We start from the raw sequence: 18,328 nt of genomic DNA, 5'->3' as shown, positions 1-18,328 counted from the left end.
ATTTTAATGTAAAAGTTTAAAAGTTTCTTCAAAGTGCTCTGCAGAGATTTTCATTATGTATTGTCCCCTGGCACCATGAAACGGAAGTTGGTTCAGACCTTTCCTTAAAATGATTTTTCTTTTATTAATCAGTCTTCCCTCCATCGAATAAATTTCCAGGGTGTATTCCTGGTTGGCTTTTCCCTGATATTCGATCTGAATCTGCTGGTTTTTCACCGGATTGACCACCTTAATGGGCGACTCATTTGTTTGTCCTTCCGCAACAGAGAGCACTCCATACGTGAAATTATGGATTTGGGTCATGCCGTTTACGGTCACCGTAGCTTTCCAGGCTCCGCTCTGCCCAAAATAGGAAGCCGGCACCGAATAGTACCAGTATGATGCGGTATAAAACTGAGGCATATTAAACGTGTTGTTGTATCCTACTGAGTTATCCGGCCGGATCAGCTGAAAGTTCACCGGTGCGCCTGCAGCTATATCAGATAAAAACAGATAAGCATACACCGTTTCTCCGGCATTAAAAGCATTTTTAAACAGCGTAGTTTCCTGTACGCCGCAGCCGTTATTCAGAATCACTTCGCCACTGTGCGTAGAGATGGAATTGATTTTCGGATTGTTATAATTTTTCTGATTCTGCCACCAGGATTGTGTGGCAGAGGCCCAGGTGTTGCAGGCTCCCTGATAGGGGTCTACCAGCTGATTATTGCTGTTATACACTTCAAAATGAAGGTGAGGGCCGGTAGAATTGCCGGAGCTTCCCACAATTCCCAGATATTCGCCCTCTGCTACAGATTGTCCCACACTTTTGGTGGTCACAGAATTGTTTTTCAGATGTCCGTACCAGGCTACACTGCCATCACTGTGCTGTATATAGACCGCATTCCAGTTACTGCTGTTGAAGGCACAGTTCCGGTCATAGTTGCCGTTGCTTTTTGCGAGAATGACTCCCGGTGCCGCTGCAATGACTTCACTTTGATTGTAATCCATCTGATACCAACCGAAAGGCCAGGTGAAAATGTCAATGCCGGCATGGTTGTAACCGGCGCTCGTATCGTAAGTCCGGGTGCCGCAGTTGTAATCCTGAAGCAGATTGGGGAAATTGGGATTGTGATCCACATAATTGGAAATACTCCAGACTTCGTTGTAGGGTGCTCCGCTGCTTTTTTTTACAGGCCAGGAGAATAAGGGCGTAACCAGCCCGTTTTTGGCCATCAGTTTACCTTCTTTCTGAAGTTGTTGCCGGTTGTTTTCCAGCATTTTTTGCACTTGCGCACGCGCTTCCGGTGAAAGGCACTCTGCAGATTGAAATTTAAATTCGCCGCCGCCGGTTTGGGCCCATGCCAAATGAAGGGCTGCACAAAGTCCCAGTGTTAAAATTTTTGTTTTCATATTTGTAGTTTTTAGTCTTTCAAATGTACAAAATTATCAGTGGCGTCCTTATTTAAATAAATAATTAATTTATATTTGCTGAAAAAGAACAAATAGTCATCCGCAAACATAGAATTACGTGGCCAATATCGTAGAAGAAATTAAAAAGCCGATTGGCAGGGAGATGAAACTTTTTGAACAGAAGTTTTATGAATCCATGCAAAGCAACGTGGCGTTGCTGGACAAAGTAACCCGTTTTATTGTGACTACCAAGGGGAAGCAGATGCGCCCGATGTTCGTCTTTTTATGTGCGAAACTGGTAGGTGAGGTTAATGAAAAATCTTACCGCGGTGCCAGTATGATCGAACTGATTCATACTGCAACACTGGTGCACGATGATGTGGTGGATGAAAGCTTCAAAAGACGTAATTTCTTTTCTATTAATGCTTTGTGGAAGAATAAAATTGCAGTATTGGTAGGAGATTATCTGTTGTCCAAAGCCGTTTTGCTCTCTACAGATCACCGGGATTATGACCTGCTCTCCGTCATTTCACGGACCATCCGGGAAATGAGTGAAGGTGAACTGCTGCAACTGGAAAAAGCCCGGAAACTGGACATTACAGAGGATGTGTATTATGAAATCATCCGCCAGAAAACTGCTACACTCATTGCTGCCTGCTGCGAAATCGGGGTGCTGTCTAATGGAGCCGACGAAGTTTTAGCCAAAAAAATGCAGGATTTCGGAACGTTTACCGGTATGGCATTTCAGATAAAGGATGACCTGTTTGATTATCTTTCTTCCAATATCATCGGCAAGCCGGTAGGAATTGACATTAAGGAACAGAAAATGACCCTTCCGCTCATTTATGCATTGCGTACCGCCGCCGAAACCGACCGCAAACATTACTTTAACACCATCAAAAGGTATAATAATGACACCAAAAGGGTGAAAGAACTCATTGCATTCGTAAAGTCAACCGGCGGACTGGATTATGCGGTCACGGTCATGAAAGAATACCAGCAGAAAGCCAAGGACATCCTGAACCAGTTCCCTGAGTCAGAGGCCCGCACAGCGCTTCACAAAATGCTGGATTTCGTCATTGAAAGAAAATTTTAATTTTTTTCTTAAATTATACATTTCATTAAATAATCCCGATCTTTTTAACTATTCAATAATTGATAAATGGTTTTTCGCCGTATGTTTTCTATGAGTTCACCATATCGGCAGAACTTATTAAACCAAAGGCAGAAACCGAGTTTGTAAAATTATTATCTTTGTGCAAATTCAGATTTTATGGAAACGACCTACATAGAAACCCAGCAGATTTCTTTTGAAGACTTTAAAAACCAGATTTTAGAAGACTACCGCATCGGGAGAATCTCCCGTGAAATGTCTTATCTGGGAAGAAGGGAAGTGCTGACGGGCAAGGCAAAATTCGGAATTTTCGGCGATGGTAAGGAATTGCCGCAACTGGCCATGGCCAAGGTTTTCCGTAATGGTGACTTCCGTTCCGGGTATTACCGGGACCAGACTTTTTCTTTGGTCATTGGTGCGGTAGCCGTAGAAAGTTTTTTTGCACAGCTGTATGCAGATACCAGTGTGGAGCGTGAGCCAGCTTCTGCAGGCCGCCAGATGAACGGACATTATGCTACCCGCAGCCTGAACCAAGACGGCAGCTGGAAAAATCTGATGGAACAGAAAAACATCTCTTCAGATATTTCACCTACCGCTGGACAGATGCCGAGACTTCTTGGACTGGCGCAGGCTTCCAAAATTTATAAATCCGTACAGTTTGACGGATCAGAAAAATTCTCAAACGGGGGCAATGAGGTGGCTTTCGGAACCATAGGCGATGCTTCTACGGCAGAAGGTCATTTCTGGGAAACGCTGAATGCGGCGTGTGCCCTGCAGGTTCCCATGATTGTTTCCATTTGGGATGATGGTTACGGAATTTCTGTGCCCACCCAGAACCAGAGAGCCAAAGCGGATATTGCTGAAATGCTGTCCGGATTCCAGCGCAAAGAAGGCGAAAATCAGGGTTGCGAAATTATTCAGGTGAAGGCCTGGGATTATCCTGCGCTGCTGGATGCCTATGCCCGTGCTGAGCATTTTGCCAGAACAGAAAGTGTGCCGGTCGTGGTTCATGTGGTAGAAGTTACCCAGCCGCAAGGTCACTCTACCTCCGGCTCGCACGAAAGATATAAATCCGAAGAACGCCTGAAGTGGGAAACAGAATATGACGGACTGGTTCAGTTCAAAAACTGGATTCTGAACTATTCCATAGAAATAGAAGGAACAGAGCAGCAACTGGCCACTGCAGAAGATCTGGAAAAGATTGAAGCCGAAGCCAAAAAACTGGTTAAAGACGGTCAGAAAAAGGCATGGGAAGATTATCAGAAAACCATTCAGGATCTGAAAAATTCTGCTCTGCCACTGGTTGAAAATCTGAAAACCGAAAACAGTGCTGTTGAAGCTGAGCTGGAGCATTTCGGCAAACTGATTTCTGTAGCCAAGAAAGATGTGTTTCACCTGGTAAGAAAAGCATTGTTACTTACCCGCGGAAGCCAGTCCGCAGCTCGCACAGAACTTCAGAACAGATACCATGAGCTATTTGCTCAGGAAAAAGACAATTATTCATCACACCTCTACTCACAGTCGCAATGGAAAGCTACGAATGTAAAGGAAGTTCCGCCGGTATATTCAGAAAGCTCTGAAATGGTAGACGGACGGGTAGTGGTGAGAAACAACTTTGATAAAATATTTGAAAAATACCCGGAAACATTGGTTTTCGGTGAAGACTCCGGAAATATTGGTGATGTAAACCAGGGGCTGGAAGGGCTTCAGGAAAAATATGGCGAAATGCGTGTGGCCGATACCGGAATTCGCGAAGCCACCATTTTGGGGCAAGGGATCGGAATGGCCATGCGGGGTCTGAGACCCATTGCCGAAATTCAGTATCTGGATTATATTCTGTACTGTTTGCAGGGCATGAGTGATGATCTGGCTACTGTACAGTACCGTACAAAAGGCGGGCAGAAAGCGCCGGTAATCATCAGAACCCGTGGTCACAGACTGGAAGGCATCTGGCATTCGGGATCGCCTATGGCGGGAATTCTGAACCTGTCTAAAGGAATCAATATTCTGGTACCGAGAAACCTGACCAAAGCTGCCGGTTTTTACAATACCATGCTGCAAAGCGATGAACCTGCCGTTATTGTGGAGTGTCTGAACGGCTACCGTCTGAAAGAAAAACAACCCGATAATCTGGGCGAATTTACGGTGCCGGTAGGGAAAATTGAAGTGACCAGAGAAGGCGCAGATGTGACGCTGGTGACCTATGGTTCTACATGGAGACTGGTAATGGATGCGGCTCAGGAACTGGAAAAAATAGGAATTGCTGCAGAAGTCATTGATGTGCAGTCGCTCATTCCGTTTGACCTGGAGCAGGAAATTGCCCAAAGTGTGAAGAAAACCAACCGTCTGGTGGTGATTGACGAAGATGTGGAAGGCGGCACCACTGCATTTATGCTGCAGCAGATTATGGAAAAGCAAAAAGCCTTCAGATATCTGGATGCCGATCCACTAACGATTTCTGCAGAAAACCACAGACCTCCGTATGCGAGTGACGGCGATTATTTCAGTAAGCCCAGCGTAGATGATATGGTAGAAAAAATCTATGCCATCTTCCACGAGAGCAACCCTGCGAAATTCCCGGCGATTTAAAAGAGCAGACATACAAATAAGAAAAAATCACAGAATAATTATCTGTGATTTTTTTGCGTTATCGATCATGTTTCTTGCTCAAAAAATTGTATCTTAATACCTTAAATTATACTTCAATATGAATCAGGAAATACCAAAATTTCACGAGACTTTTAATCCGATTCTGGATATTTTATCTGATGGAGAAATTATTCATACAAGAGAAATGCAGAACAGAGTGATTGAAAAGTATTATTCTCACTTACCTAAAGAATTACTGCAGGAAAAGACCAAATCTGGTGAAATTCTTATAAATAACCGGATTGCCTGGGGTAAATCATATTTAAAGAAAGGGGGTTATATTCATTATCCGGTCAGAGGTAATGTACAGATTACCGAAAAGGGACTCGCACAAAAGACGAAGTTAAACCTTAAAGATTTGGAAGAAGACGATAATCCATCCAATTTTTATAAAACAGAAAAGGGAAATGTTAAGCAAGTACTAGCTTTGACTGAAATGGCTGGTGCATCGCCCCAAGACTTGATTGATGAAGGGTTCAGTAAATTAGAAAAAGAAGTAAAAGGGGAATTACTGGAAAGACTTAAAACAATAGACCCTTATTATTTTGAAAAGGTAGTATTAAAACTTTTGAATAGAATGGGGTACGGAGATTTTATTGAAACAGCAAAGACTGCAGACGGTGGAATTGATGGAATCATAAATGAAGACAAACTCGGCTTGGATAAAATTTATATCCAGGCCAAAAGATTTACCGAGAACAAAGTTCGAGAAAAAGATATTCGAAACTTTATTGGAGCAATGAGTGGAGATACCAATAAAGGTGTATTTGTGACCACGTCACTTTTCGACAAGGGCGCTGTAGAAAAGGCTAAGAATGCACATCATAAAATAATTCTCATAGACGGAGATCAGTTGGTCAGTTTAATGCATGAATTCAGTGTGGGAGTTCAGATCAGACAAGTTTATGATGTAAAGCAACTGGATGAGGATTTCTTTATGGAGCAGTAAAACAAATCATCAGGAACTGCCGATCTGAATTCTCTCTCATGCTTTCCGTTTTTCTGCATCAGCTTCCCATTAATTCCTCAAAAAAAATCCTTAAATTCGCACTAAATTTAAAAGAATGAACTACGATATTATTGTCATCGGGAGTGGTCCCGGTGGGTATGTTACCGCCATCAGAGCGTCACAGCTGGGTTTCAAAACAGCAATTATTGAAAAGGAAAACCTGGGCGGCATCTGCCTGAACTGGGGTTGTATCCCTACCAAAGCGCTCCTGAAATCAGCTCATGTTTTCAATTACCTTAAAAAAGCGGAAGAATTCGGACTCAATAAAGTAGAAAACCCCGGGTTCGATTTCTCCAAAGTGATTGACAGAAGCCGTGGCGTAGCCACCAAAATGAGCGGCGGGATTTCTTTCCTGATGAAAAAAAATAAAATTGACGTCATCATGGGTACTGCCAAAGTACAAAAGGGCAAAAAAGTAGCCGTAACCGATAAGGACGGAAAAACTACCGAGTACGCAGCACAGCATATCATCATTGCCACAGGCGCCCGCTCACGCGAGTTGCCCAACCTGCCTCAGGACGGCAAAAAAGTGATCGGTTACAGACAGGCATTGTCTCTGCCTCAGCAGCCGAAATCCATGATTGTAGTGGGCTCCGGTGCCATCGGCGTAGAATTCGCAGATTTCTATAATTCCATGGGAACCAAAGTAACCATTGTAGAGTTTATGCCGAATATTGTTCCTGTTGAAGATGAGGAAGTATCTAAACATTTGGAAAAATCCCTGAAAAAAGCCGGAATCGAAATCATGACCAATGCCTCTGTAGAATCTGTAGATACCAGCGGAGAAGGAGTGAAGGCAAATGTAAAAACAGCTTCGGGAAACACCACGCTGGAAGCAGATATCGTACTTTCTGCAGTGGGCATTACCGCAAACATCGAAAATATAGGGCTGGAAGACGTAGGCATTCAGACCGATAAAGGCAGAGTGCTGGTGAATGAATGGTACGAAACTTCTGTGCCGGGATATTATGCCATCGGCGATATTTTGCCTACCCAGGCGCTGGCACACGTGGCGTCTGCAGAAGGGATTACCCTGGTAGAAAAACTGAAAGGACTGCATATTGAAAAAATAGATTACGGCAATATTCCGGGTTGTACGTACTGCCATCCGGAAGTTGCTTCTGTGGGACTTACCGAGAAGCAGGCCAAAGATCAGGGCTATGAAATCAAGGTTGGGAAATTCCCGCTTTCTGCATCCGGAAAGGCGACTGCCAATGGTGATACAGATGGGTTTATCAAAGTTATTTTTGATGCCAAATACGGCGAATGGCTGGGCTGCCACATGATTGGTGCCGGCGTTACCGATATGATTGCTGAAGCCGTGGTAGCCAGAAAACTGGAAACTACCGGTCATGAAATCATCAAGTCTGTGCATCCGCACCCTACCATTTCTGAAGCGGTAATGGAAGCAGTAGCTGCGGCTTACGGGGAAGTGATTCACATTTAAAACCTGATCCGCATCAAGTTCAATATCCGTCTCTGCTCAGGGGCGGATTTTTTGTGTCGTATGGTCCGGCTGCGTTTTACTCTGGAATGTCTTAAAATTTTCATGAAAAATGATTTCCTGAAGCGAGTAAATGTTTTTTTCTAACTTTGTTTAGATATAAACTTTGCCATGAAACTTTTTGATTTTCACTGCCATCCGATTCTGAAGCAACTCTTCAGCGATGCGCCCAATATTGATTCACTGATTTACCGGGACGATATCACCTTTGTGCCCAAAGTGCTGTCTGATCTGGCTAATGTGATTGATTCTCAGATTCATCAGTCCCAGCTCGCACAATTTAATGATGAAGTGGTAGTAGGCGCTGTGCTGTACAGCCCCGAAAAGTATGTGGCGCGCGCGGTAATTCCTCTGATCTCTTACCTGAAAGCCGGCTCCCGGTATAAACTCTCGCAAAAACTGCTGGAAGATATAGAAAGCAATGCGTACACCTATTTCAGTGATTTTTTGATGAACCGTACCCTGAACAAGTATCTGGAGGCCACAGCCTCTTTTCATATTTTGCGGAAAGCGAGTTTCAAAAATCCGCTGCCAAAGGATAAGGTGAATGTATTTTTTACCATAGAAGGTTGTCATTCGCTGGTAGATCAACCCAATTACTGTGATGAACACAACCGGTATAATCCGCAGGAAATCTTGCAGAATCTGGACAAAGTTCTGGAGAAAGTGCCGGTGGTCTCTGTAAATCTGACCCACCTGCAGCAGTCCAATCTCTGCAATCACGCCTTCGGAATGCAGATTGCCGGTGTGGCAGATTTTATTCCCGGTGGCAACGGGCTGGAAGACGATGGCCGCGCAGTGGTGCAGGGTCTGTATGACCGCAATATTTGTGCAGATGTAAAACATATGAGCTATAAATCCCGCCGTGATCTGATGGCAGAATCGGATGCAGGAAGGTTTGAAAACATGCAACCGGTAGTCTGCACTCATGCCGGATTTACAGGGGTTCCCTTTAAAGAATGGGCTGGACATATTCAATACAAAAAACCTTCGGCAGGAGCGGTGTATGTGGAAACGACCAAACCTTTCAACCGAAAAAGCAATCCGCGGCGCCCCGGATTTCCTGCATTTAATCTTTCTACCATCAATTTGTTTGATGAAGAGATCGCCTGGATTGTGAAAAACGGCGGGGTCATCGGCATATCGGTAGACCGCAGAATCTTAGGATTTGTAGATAAGTTTGATGAAAAACCCACCGGAGAGAAGGGCGGTTCCAGAATCGTGGACAAGGAATACCTCTCGCGGACCGAGTGGGATGCCCTGAAAATCTCGAACGGAGATATCGGGAAACTCATTGATGATGATGAATGCATGACTCTGAAAGAACTGGAAGACTCCACAGAACGTTCTATACCGCAGCGGGATGAGTTTTTCTATGATCATTTCCTCCATCACATCAAGCATTATTTTCAGGTGTGCAAAAATTACGGAATTGATCTGAAGCAGGCGCAGAAACAACTGACCATAGGCACCGATTTTGACGGACTGATTAATCCGTTTTTCAATTATTCCAATGTACGGGAGATGACCAACCTGAAAAGCTATGTACGCCTGAACCTCAGATTCTTCCTTGAAGATCTCAGGGATTCCAAAAAATGGGTAAAGGAAATCAATCTGGATGCCTTTGTCGAAGATTTGTTTTACCGGAACGGGGTCAATTTCCTGAAATCAAGGTTGAAATAGCCTTTTTTTTAACCTTTCAGGGTTAAAATTAAACAAGGCTTTTAATTCGCTGCTTCAGAGGTGTCGGAATGTGCTGTAGTGTAATGGGCAAATGCTTCTTCCAGGCTTTCAAACTTGCCCCGGAACTCATCTACCGGTGAATCCTGAAGGATATTTCCCTGATGAATGAGAACAACGCGGGTACAAAGCGCTTCTACTTCCTGCATGATATGGGTAGAGAGAATGACGGTCTTTTCTTTCCCGATTTCTTTAATGACATTGCGGATTTCCAGAATCTGATTCGGATCCAGCCCGTTGGTAGGTTCGTCCAGAATCAATAAATCCGGCGAGTGCAAAATGGCTTGTGCCAGACCCACACGCTGTTTATAACCCTTGGAAAGCTGGGCTATTTTCTTTCCTTTTTCTGGTGTAATGCCTACCAGTTCTATGACTTCATCTACTCTTTGTGCAGAAATTTTGTGCAGATTGCCTACGAAAGTCAGGTATTCCTTCACGTACATTTCGGTGTACAGCGGATTGTTTTCCGGCAGGAAACCAATGTTCTTTTTACTTTCCGTTTCATGTTCTGCCACGTTCAGACCATTGAAAACAATGGCTCCATCTTCTATATTCAGCACACCGGTTATGGATTTCATCAGGGTGGATTTACCGGCACCATTGGGTCCCAGTAACCCGATGATTTCATTCTTGCCAATGGTAAGGCTGATGTTGTGCAATGCGGTTTGACTGCCGTATTTCTTAGTGAGACCAGTAATTTGAAGGGACATGTTTCAGCGTTATTTGCAAAAATAAAAACCCTTTCCGCAGGAATGAGTTTTCAGTGATGTTTGAGATTGAGGTTAATTTTTTGTTTCGGACCGGGGATTGATGGTGGCGGTTTTCGCAGCGTTGTTGATCCGGTCTTTGCCAAATATTTTATCGACCTGTTTCTTGGTCAGAAAACGGCTTTTGCCCACATACTTTTTGTTTTTGTTGATGTAGTGTACAAACTGCACCGTGGTCTGTCCATAATTTTTGGCATATTTCAGTCCGATGATGTCGCCGGGTAACTCCAGTTGAATTTCACCCATTGGCATATCTATAAATCCGTCAGAAATCAGTTTGTACAGCTGATCCAGATCTTTGTTGATGTCCTGAAAGGAAAAAGAGCGGAACGTATTTAGGTTGCTGTTATTGGTATCCTGATAATTAAACGTGTACTTATTTTGCTTTTTATACAGGGCTACAGAGTTGTCTTTTCCCACCTGAACCAAATTATCATTCTGCAGGACTTTAATCTGGCTGAATGCCATGGCAGAAAAAAAAGTAACCAGAAGTAAAAATGTTCTTTTCATTGTCTTTTATTAGCGAGGTTAATAATTTTTTTTCAGTTTTTTGTGTTTTGCAATGCGGAACAAATGTAATGATTTTTTTAGAAAATTTAAAAAATTAATGTGTGCCCGGCATTATAAAAAAAGTCTGCAAAATAAACTTGCAGACTTTGTAAGTGACCTCGACAGGATTCAAACCTGTAACCTTCTGAGCCGTAATCAGATGCGCTATTCAGTTGCGCCACGAGGCCGTTTTTCGGTTTGCAAATATAGTACTTTTTTGTTTTCTTTGACAAATGAAAGTGCTTTTTTTCCAAATATTTTGTGTTTTTCTGCTGCTCAGCTGTAAAAATGAACCTGCAAGGGACGGCGGGAACTGGGAAATCATCTCAGAAAATCTGAAATACAGAGCCGTGGAGGATGCCCTGGAACTGAAATCAGGGACATTTACCTTTGAAATTCCGGCTTCCGAACTGCCCTACCAAAAAGTAATCCTGCTGAATGCAAGTCTGGTGGGTTACTTTACAGAACTCGGCATGGAGGACCGCATTACCGGCATTTCCAGCCCGGAATATGTATTCTCGCCCGCCATCCGGGAAAAGATTGCCCGCAACAAGATTCATAATATCGGAAATGAACAGAAATATGATGTGGAAAAAATTATAGCCCTGAAGCCGCAGGTCATCCTGACCAACTATGTGGCCAATTTTGAAAACACCTACGAAATCCTTCGCAGGAATGGAATCCGCATCATTTTCCTCAATGAATATGAAGAGCAGAATCCGCTGGAAAAATCTGCATATCTCAAAGTATTCGGGGTACTGCTGGGAGCCGGAGAAAAAGCAGAAGAGCGCTTCGCTGAAATCAGCGCGGAATATAACAAACTCAGAGAGCTTGCTGCCACATCAGCTACTAAACCTGTGGTTCTGGCCAACGAAATGTATGGAAATCAGTGGTTCATGCCGGGAGGCCGTACCGGTCTTGCGCGATTCTTGGCCGATGCCCATGCAGAGTACATCCACGCAGATAATAACGATGACCGTGCGGTTCCCATGAGTTTCGAAGAGGTATATGTGAAAGCTCAGGGCGCCGAATTCTGGGTCAATGCCGGAAATCATCCGTCCAGAAAAAATATGTTACAGTTGAATCCCAATTATGAAAAGCTGGAAGTATTCCGCAATGGAAAAATGTATGCGGTTACAGGCCGGGAGGTGGGCAAAAGCAATGATTTTTTTGAAAGCGGCGTGGTTCGGACAGACCTGATACTGAAGGATTATATTAAAATCTTTCACCCCACACTGCTCCCGGACTATAATTTAACATATATGAAGGAATTGAAATAATTAATATTTCTATTTTTGCAGAACTTTATACCAACCAAAAGGCATTTATGTTCAGAACCCTGAAAAAAATCATCTATACCATTATCCTGGCCAATATCCTGTTCATCATCTGGGGTAAATTTCTGAATCCGCCGGTCACCATCACCCAAATCAGTGGCATGATGAAATTCGGCAAACTGGAGCGGGACTACATTGCGTATGATGAAATGGGCACTCACATCAAAAAAGCTGTACTGGCTGCCGAAGACCAGAAGTTTTTCAACCATAATGGATTTGATTATCAGGCCATTCAGAAAGCCTATACGGACAATGAAAAAGGCAAGAAAATAAAGGGAGGCAGCACGATTTCCCAGCAAACGGCCAAAAATGTATTTCTGTGGCAGGGCAGAAGCTGGCTCAGAAAAGGACTGGAAACGATTTATACCTTCATCATAGAAATGATCTGGGGCAAAGAAGTGATTCTGGAGCGCTATCTGAACAGCATTGAAATGGGGCGCGGTGTTTTCGGGATTGAAGCTGCTGCCCGGTACTATTATGGTAAAAGTGCAGCAAACCTGACTAAAAGTGAAGCCGCATGGATTGCCGCAATATTGCCCAGTCCGCAGAAATATGACCCGCACAATCCGTCAAAATATCTGCGGAACCGCCATGCATGGATTTTGAGACAAATGAATAATATAAGTTTGAAATAAAACTGTTTATGGGATTATTTTCCACTGATAAACCCGGTGTGGAATCGGTTTTGAAGAAATATTTCAGTTTTCGCAATGAGTCGAAATCACTTGAGGTTCTTACCGAAGTACTGAACAGCATTACCCGTACGCCATTTTCTGAGGTGCTTCAGTTTCTGCGTGAAAATCCGGACATCACCGCGAATTTTGCGTATTTTATTCATCATATTTTTAGTGGAAAATCATTCAACCTTTCACTTACCGAAGCCAATATTCTTTCGGAAAATGCCTTTTTGCCGGAATTCCGAAAGCGGATACTGAATAAAGTGCTGCCGCCGGTAGCAGACGAAAATACGGTGTGGCATCTCATCGATTTTGTGTCTGTGCAGACCCGTAAAGATCTGCAATACTTCCGGAATGTCTATGAAGAAGATCTGGATGAGTTTTTCCGCGTGCTCCACATCTCTGAAATCATCATCAATACGGCGGTAAAAAATGAACTATTTTTTGCCATGAATATCCTGGCCTGGCGGGTCATTGGCAATGCCATGGATGTGGAAGTGGTGAATATGGCGCCGCAGTATAAGAATTTCGACAATCCTTTTCTCGCGCTTCAGGACGAAATGGATGTGCTGACCAAAGAATTCCGGGACCGTCCGGATTTCACACTTCACTCCAAAGATCAGCATTACAAACAGATTAAAATTTATATCACCCAATGTCTGGATTATGTGGATCTGGCTTTTAAGAATTCATCCAAATTCGGCATTTCAGGTAAAATCAATCAGTCTTTACTCAAAATCCGGCAGCAGCTGAACCGGATGCAGGATATTCTGAATTTGCTGGTGCTGGATGATGAAAAAGATGTGCTGATTAAGTCCAAACAGCTTTTCTTTAACATACTTGAATATAAATCTCACAAGAATAACCTCCGCGAACTGGTAGATGACAGCACGCGGCTGATGTCTCACCTCATTACCAATCACACCGCCGAAACCGGTGCACACTACATTACCTCTACCCGGAAGGATTACCTGAAAATGCTGTGGAAAGCAAGCGCTGGCGGAATCATCATCGGTGCATGCAGTATTCTGAAAATTCTGTACAGCGAATTACCGGCTAGTGAGTTTGGACATGCTGTACTATATGCGCTGAATTATGCCCTGTGTTTTGTGGTGATTTACCTCATGGGATATACCGTGGCAACGAAGCAGCCGGCCATGACGGCAGCTACCATGGCCAAAGTACTTTCAGACGGACAGAATAATAATGAAAACTACCGCGAGTTTGCACGCTTTTTTTCCAGGCTTTTCAGAAGCCAGTTCATTGCATTTGTAGGAAATGTGCTGCTCACGTTCCCCTCTGCCCTGGCAGTCATCTACGGACTGGATGTGCTGTTTCATGAAAATTTCGGAACCGCAAAAGCAGATAAACTCTTTAAGGATATCAATCTTTTTGAGTCCAAAGCGTTATTTCATGCGAGTATAGCGGGGGTGTTCCTGTTTTTTTCCGGAATAATCTCCGGCAATGTGGGCAACCGTTCCGTGTTCTTTCAGATTCCTAAAAGAATTGATAAAAATCCTTTCCTGAATTATTTCTTTGGCGAGAAAACCGCCTCCCGAATCTCCAGATACTATGCGAGGAACTGGGCGGGAATTGTGTCTAATTTCTGGTTCGGGGTATTTCTGGGAGTTACAGGTACCATAGGAATGTTTCTGGGTCTGGATCTGGACATCCGCCACATTACCTTCTCTACCGGGAATTTTGCTGCCGCACTTTACGGCAAAGGTTTCGATGTCGGATTTTCTACCATATTCATCTCATCGCTCACCGTGTGCCTCATTGGATTTTTCAATTTTGCAGTAAGTTTCGGACTGTCCATGATGCTGGCATTCCGGTCCAGACAAGTAAATCTGGCTGATGTAGGTGGGATTTCAAAGGAAATATTCAAATATTTTAAAGAGAAACCGCTGCATTTTTTTCTCCCGATGAAATCACCTGCAGAGGTAACACCTTCGGTGGAGAAAGAAAAAACAAACGGTTAAAAAACCTGCAGGTCAGTAAATGCACTTTCCCCGAATTTCTCCTGAAATTTTTGGAGAAAAAAACTTTTGCGCATGCGGAAATCATTGCGCAGTAGCGGAGATTTCACCCGGATTTCCAGAATTTTATCTTTCAGATTCACAGATTCTATTTCACTGAAGAGATCGTCACTCAGATACTCATGTAAAAAATCCTTTACCTCGAAGGCCAAAAGTTTGTCTTCGAAACCGTGAATTTTTGCAAAAGCCCGTACCAGCTCAGAGGACTGAAATTCCCTTTTTTTTCTTGCCATGGTTCAAAATTAAGCCAATTTATGGAGATGTTGGTTATTAATTTCGTTCTTCCTCAGGTTTCAGACTCCGCCGCCATTCCAGATAGCCAATCACGGCCATGACGGTAAACACCACATACTGAAGTGAAGTGATGTTTAAGCCTTTGTACATCATCATCGGAATACAAAGCACATCGCCAATAATCCAGAAAATCCAGTTTTCCAGTTTTCTTTTGGCCATCAGCCACATGCCCACCAGGAATACTGCCGTAGTAAAGACATCCAGCCAGTTTGCCCAGTCCAGATGATCCATGCCCACAGAAATGCCGTTCATGGAAAAACCATTTTCTATAAAAGGTTTGTAATAATAAACAACCGTAATCAGAATCAGGCTGATGATGAATAATGTGGCAGAGAAGTACCATTCTTTCCGGCGGGTACGGCTCACTTCCACATGAATGTGATCTTCTGAACTGCGGGACCACAGAATCCACCCGTACACGCTCATCACGGTATAGTAGAAGTTAATGAGCATGTCTCCCAGAAGCCCGAATTTTAAAAGAATATAGACATACAGGGCAGTAGAAATGATGCCGGTAGGATAGACCCAAATGTTTTTTTTGATGGAAAAGTACACACTGGCAATACCAAAGAAAGTCGCCGTGATTTCCAGGATAATCTGAAAAGTAGTGTAGCTCTCATACGGTGCCAGAAATAACTCGTGGAAATTCATGAGGTCAAAGATAAAAATTCCCGGACAAAAAACCGCCCGGGAAAATCCACTGCAAGGAGTGTAAACAATAATTTAGCTTAAATGGATACGTGAAACCTATTGCGGTATTTTCTCCGCCGCCACCATGATATCGGGTGTTACCGTAATAGTGGATTTCATAGAGTTGGAAATGAGACAACTGGCCGCTGCTTTGTTCAGAATTCGTTCTGCCTTCAGGCGGTCTTTTTCTGAAGTTATCGTCACTTCGGGTTTCAGATGAATTTCGGTCATCAGGTATTTTCCGTCTGTCATTTCAAGTTTCCCGGCAGATCCGCAGCTGAAATGGGTAAATTCCAATCCGGAATTTTCTGCAATGGCCAGGAAGGTGGTCATCAGGCAACTGGCTGCGGCGGCAGTAAAGAGATGCTCCGGAGACCAGATGTTTTCTGCACCGCCGGTAAATTGCGGCGGAGTTGCAATTTCAATTTTTTCGCTGAGTTCCGGTGATGATATTTCTCCCGTGCGGCCTTTTTTCCAGCGGATGTCTACATGATATAAGTGTGATTTCATCATAATTTAATGGAATGGAGTTTATAATTTCAGTTTAAATTTTTTGTTTAAGGCTTGCCCAGCCGCCACCATTGTACACTTTGGTAAAGCCGGCTTTTTTTAGGATTCCGGCAGCCGTGGCACTCCGCATGCCGGAGGCACAGCAGGTAATAATGGGCGTGTTTTTGTCCTGCAGGCGGTTCAGTTTGGCAGTAAGGTCAGATACGGGAATGTTCAGCGCATCTTTAATATGTCCTCCATCAAATTCAGATTTAGTTCTTACATCCAGAATTACTGCGCCGTTTTTTACTAATGCGGAATAATTGGTTTTATCCAGCCCCAATATTCCTTTTAAGGTATTCATCATACTATTTCTTTTTTTGCTGATACAAAGATATTACGGTTATGGTTCCTGTACCGTAACATAAGTTACACATGGAGAGGTAATCCGGCTCTGATTTTTATTGTTTCGCATGAAAATCAGCTTTATAGATGGATTTAGGGAGATTTTTCCAAAGAAAATTGACGAAAATTAGTTAATGATGATTCAAATTTTATATTTTTGAAAATATTAAAAAAAATAAACGATGTCGAATCTTTTTAAAAGAAAACCTTACGAACGATTAATTGCAGAAGCAGGTGAGGATGAAAAGGGCCTGAAGCGTACCTTGTCATCAGGGGCGCTGGTCGCTTTGGGAATTGGAGCCATCATCGGTGCCGGTCTGTTTTCCCTTACCGGAATTGCCGCTGCCGAACATGCAGGACCTGCGGTCACTATTTCATTTGTTCTGGCCGCTCTGGGCTGTGCCTTTGCCGGACTCTGCTATGCGGAATTTGCCTCCATGATTCCGGTGGCGGGTAGTGCATACACCTATTCCTATGCCACCATGGGCGAATTTATGGCATGGATCATCGGCTGGGATCTGGTGTTGGAATATGCGCTGGGAGCCGCTACAGTAGGCGTTTCCTGGTCACGTTATTTCCTGGAGTTGCTTAATAAATTCGGGATTCACCTGCCCCCGGAACTGATCTGTTCGCCCTGGGAAACTTTAAAACTGGGCGATGGTACCGTTATTGAGGGAGGTATCATCAATCTGCCTGCGGTCATCATTGTATCCATCCTTTCGCTGGTGCTCATCCGTGGTATGCGGGAATCTTCCGGTATCAACAATATTCTGGTGGTTCTGAAAGTTTTGGTAGTGATTGTTTTTATTGCCCTGGGGTGGAGCTATATGAATCCGGAAAATCACGTGCCTTATATTCCGGCCAATCAGGGAGAATTCGGTAAGTTTGGCTGGAGTGGAATTGCCATGGGTGCTGCCACTGTTTTCTTTGCCTTTATCGGGTTCGATGCGGTGTCCACAGCCGCTCAGGAAGCCAAAAACCCGCAGAAGGGAATGCCGATCGGTATTTTGGGTTCACTGGTGGTGTGTACCATTTTATACGTATTGTTTTCTCATGTGATGACGGGACTGATGCCGTATCAGGATTTTGCCAATGATGCCAAACCTGCTGCCACGGCCTTTGCACAGACACCGTATGGTTTCCTTCAGACCGGACTCATTATTGCTATTCTTGCGGGTTATACTTCTGTAATTCTGGTAATGCTGATGGGGCAGAGCCGCGTATTCTATTCCATGAGCCGCGATGGTTTATTGCCGCGTTTCTTCGGGGACATCCATCCGAAATTCAGAACCCCGTGGAAAACCAATCTGTTTTTTCTGGTATTCGTAAGTCTCTTTGCCGGATTTGTACCGATTTCAGATTTGGGTCACATGGTGTCCATCGGGACTTTGCTGGCATTTGTACTGGTAAGTATAGGGGTATTGGTCATGAGAAAAACCCAGCCAGATGCGCCGCGCGGTTTCCGCACGCCACTGGTTCCTTTTGTCCCCATTATGGGGGTGCTGGTATGTCTGGGGCTGATGCTTTCACTGCCCGGAGAAAGCTGGCTGCGACTGATGGTCTGGATGGGGCTGGGTGTAGTGCTGTATTTCGTTTATGGCAAAAAGAACAGTAAGCTGAATAACTAAAAGTTGTTCCAAAACAGAATAATCCGTTCCAGCATTTGCCGGAACGGA

The 18,328-nt window shown here is 43.9% G+C and carries 16 protein-coding genes and 1 tRNA gene; 9 read left to right on the top strand and 8 right to left on the bottom strand.

Features of this window, described 5'->3' with window-relative positions; all coding sequences use genetic code 11:
• Positions 1-3 precede the first annotated feature (3 nt).
• Complete coding sequence (locus tag LKO26_RS03380) at positions 4-1,389, bottom strand: peptidoglycan DD-metalloendopeptidase family protein (protein ID WP_227586428.1); 1,386 nt, start codon at positions 1,387-1,389, stop codon at positions 4-6.
• A 118-nt stretch (positions 1,390-1,507) separates the two neighbouring features.
• On the opposite strand from LKO26_RS03380, the gene LKO26_RS03375 reads away from it, so the two are divergent.
• The 5 genes from LKO26_RS03375 (at position 1,508) to LKO26_RS03355 (ending at position 9,348) form a co-directional block, all read left to right on the top strand.
• Positions 1,508-2,485: a polyprenyl synthetase family protein gene (locus tag LKO26_RS03375; protein ID WP_227586427.1), complete on the top strand. Its 978-nt coding sequence runs from the start codon at positions 1,508-1,510 to the stop codon at positions 2,483-2,485.
• Positions 2,486-2,662: 177 nt separating this feature from the next.
• The gene (locus LKO26_RS03370) at positions 2,663-5,092 is read left to right on the top strand and encodes a thiamine pyrophosphate-dependent enzyme (RefSeq protein ID WP_227586426.1); all 2,430 of its coding nucleotides are present in this window, start codon (positions 2,663-2,665) and stop codon (positions 5,090-5,092) included.
• 118 nt (positions 5,093-5,210) lie between these two features.
• Positions 5,211-6,101 (top strand): restriction endonuclease, encoded by an 891-nt coding sequence (locus tag LKO26_RS03365; RefSeq protein WP_227586425.1) that lies wholly within the window; start codon positions 5,211-5,213, stop codon positions 6,099-6,101.
• Positions 6,102-6,216: 115 nt separating this feature from the next.
• The gene (gene lpdA / locus LKO26_RS03360) at positions 6,217-7,608 is read left to right on the top strand and encodes a dihydrolipoyl dehydrogenase (RefSeq protein ID WP_227586424.1); all 1,392 of its coding nucleotides are present in this window, start codon (positions 6,217-6,219) and stop codon (positions 7,606-7,608) included.
• A gap of 168 nt (positions 7,609-7,776) precedes the next feature.
• Positions 7,777-9,348, top strand: coding sequence for a membrane dipeptidase (locus LKO26_RS03355; protein WP_227586423.1), 1,572 nt, complete (start codon positions 7,777-7,779; stop codon positions 9,346-9,348).
• A gap of 41 nt (positions 9,349-9,389) precedes the next feature.
• Here LKO26_RS03355 and LKO26_RS03350 read toward each other — a convergent pair whose 3' ends face one another.
• From LKO26_RS03350 to LKO26_RS03340, 3 genes are all read right to left on the bottom strand, one after another.
• On the bottom strand, positions 9,390-10,115 hold the full coding sequence (locus LKO26_RS03350; protein ID WP_227586422.1) for an ABC transporter ATP-binding protein: 726 nt from the start codon (positions 10,113-10,115) through the stop codon (positions 9,390-9,392).
• A 72-nt stretch (positions 10,116-10,187) separates the two neighbouring features.
• Positions 10,188-10,682, bottom strand: a complete 495-nt coding sequence (locus LKO26_RS03345) for a hypothetical protein (protein WP_227586421.1) — start codon at positions 10,680-10,682, stop codon at positions 10,188-10,190.
• Positions 10,683-10,835: 153 nt separating this feature from the next.
• Positions 10,836-10,909 (bottom strand) — tRNA-Arg (locus LKO26_RS03340).
• A gap of 45 nt (positions 10,910-10,954) precedes the next feature.
• On the opposite strand from LKO26_RS03340, the gene LKO26_RS03335 reads away from it, so the two are divergent.
• From LKO26_RS03335 to LKO26_RS03325, 3 genes are read left to right on the top strand one after another with little or no spacing between them, the layout of a single operon-like run.
• Complete coding sequence (locus LKO26_RS03335; RefSeq protein WP_227586420.1) at positions 10,955-12,001, top strand: ABC transporter substrate-binding protein; 1,047 nt, start codon at positions 10,955-10,957, stop codon at positions 11,999-12,001.
• 47 nt (positions 12,002-12,048) lie between these two features.
• On the top strand, positions 12,049-12,693 hold the full coding sequence (gene mtgA, locus LKO26_RS03330; RefSeq protein WP_227586419.1) for a monofunctional biosynthetic peptidoglycan transglycosylase: 645 nt from the start codon (positions 12,049-12,051) through the stop codon (positions 12,691-12,693).
• 8 nt (positions 12,694-12,701) lie between these two features.
• Complete coding sequence (locus LKO26_RS03325; protein WP_227586418.1) at positions 12,702-14,717, top strand: site-specific recombinase; 2,016 nt, start codon at positions 12,702-12,704, stop codon at positions 14,715-14,717.
• Here the strand turns inward: LKO26_RS03325 and LKO26_RS03320 are convergent.
• The 4 genes from LKO26_RS03320 to LKO26_RS03305 all read right to left on the bottom strand — a co-directional run bounded on the left by LKO26_RS03320 (position 14,714) and on the right by LKO26_RS03305 (position 16,614).
• Positions 14,714-15,007 (bottom strand): DUF721 domain-containing protein, encoded by a 294-nt coding sequence (locus LKO26_RS03320; protein WP_227586417.1) that lies wholly within the window; start codon positions 15,005-15,007, stop codon positions 14,714-14,716. The two genes, LKO26_RS03325 and LKO26_RS03320, sit on opposite strands and share 4 nt — an antisense overlap.
• Before the next feature lie 37 nt (positions 15,008-15,044).
• Positions 15,045-15,719, bottom strand: coding sequence for a nicotinamide riboside transporter PnuC (gene pnuC / locus LKO26_RS03315; protein ID WP_227586416.1), 675 nt, complete (start codon positions 15,717-15,719; stop codon positions 15,045-15,047).
• A gap of 96 nt (positions 15,720-15,815) precedes the next feature.
• Positions 15,816-16,271, bottom strand: a complete 456-nt coding sequence (locus tag LKO26_RS03310) for an OsmC family protein (RefSeq protein ID WP_227586415.1) — start codon at positions 16,269-16,271, stop codon at positions 15,816-15,818.
• 31 nt (positions 16,272-16,302) lie between these two features.
• Positions 16,303-16,614, bottom strand: a complete 312-nt coding sequence (locus LKO26_RS03305; RefSeq protein WP_227586414.1) for a rhodanese-like domain-containing protein — start codon at positions 16,612-16,614, stop codon at positions 16,303-16,305.
• 220 nt (positions 16,615-16,834) lie between these two features.
• Between LKO26_RS03305 and LKO26_RS03300 the strand changes: the two genes are divergently transcribed.
• A complete protein-coding gene (locus LKO26_RS03300) occupies positions 16,835-18,280 on the top strand; it encodes an amino acid permease (RefSeq protein WP_227586413.1) in 1,446 nt (481 codons plus the stop codon).
• The last annotated feature ends 48 nt before the right edge of the window (positions 18,281-18,328 follow it).

Origin of the sequence: Chryseobacterium sp. MFBS3-17, from assembly GCF_020687745.1 — a bacterium.
Classification (GTDB): Bacteria; Bacteroidota; Bacteroidia; order Flavobacteriales; family Weeksellaceae; genus Marnyiella.
This window is presented reverse-complemented; position numbering and strand designations above follow the sequence as displayed.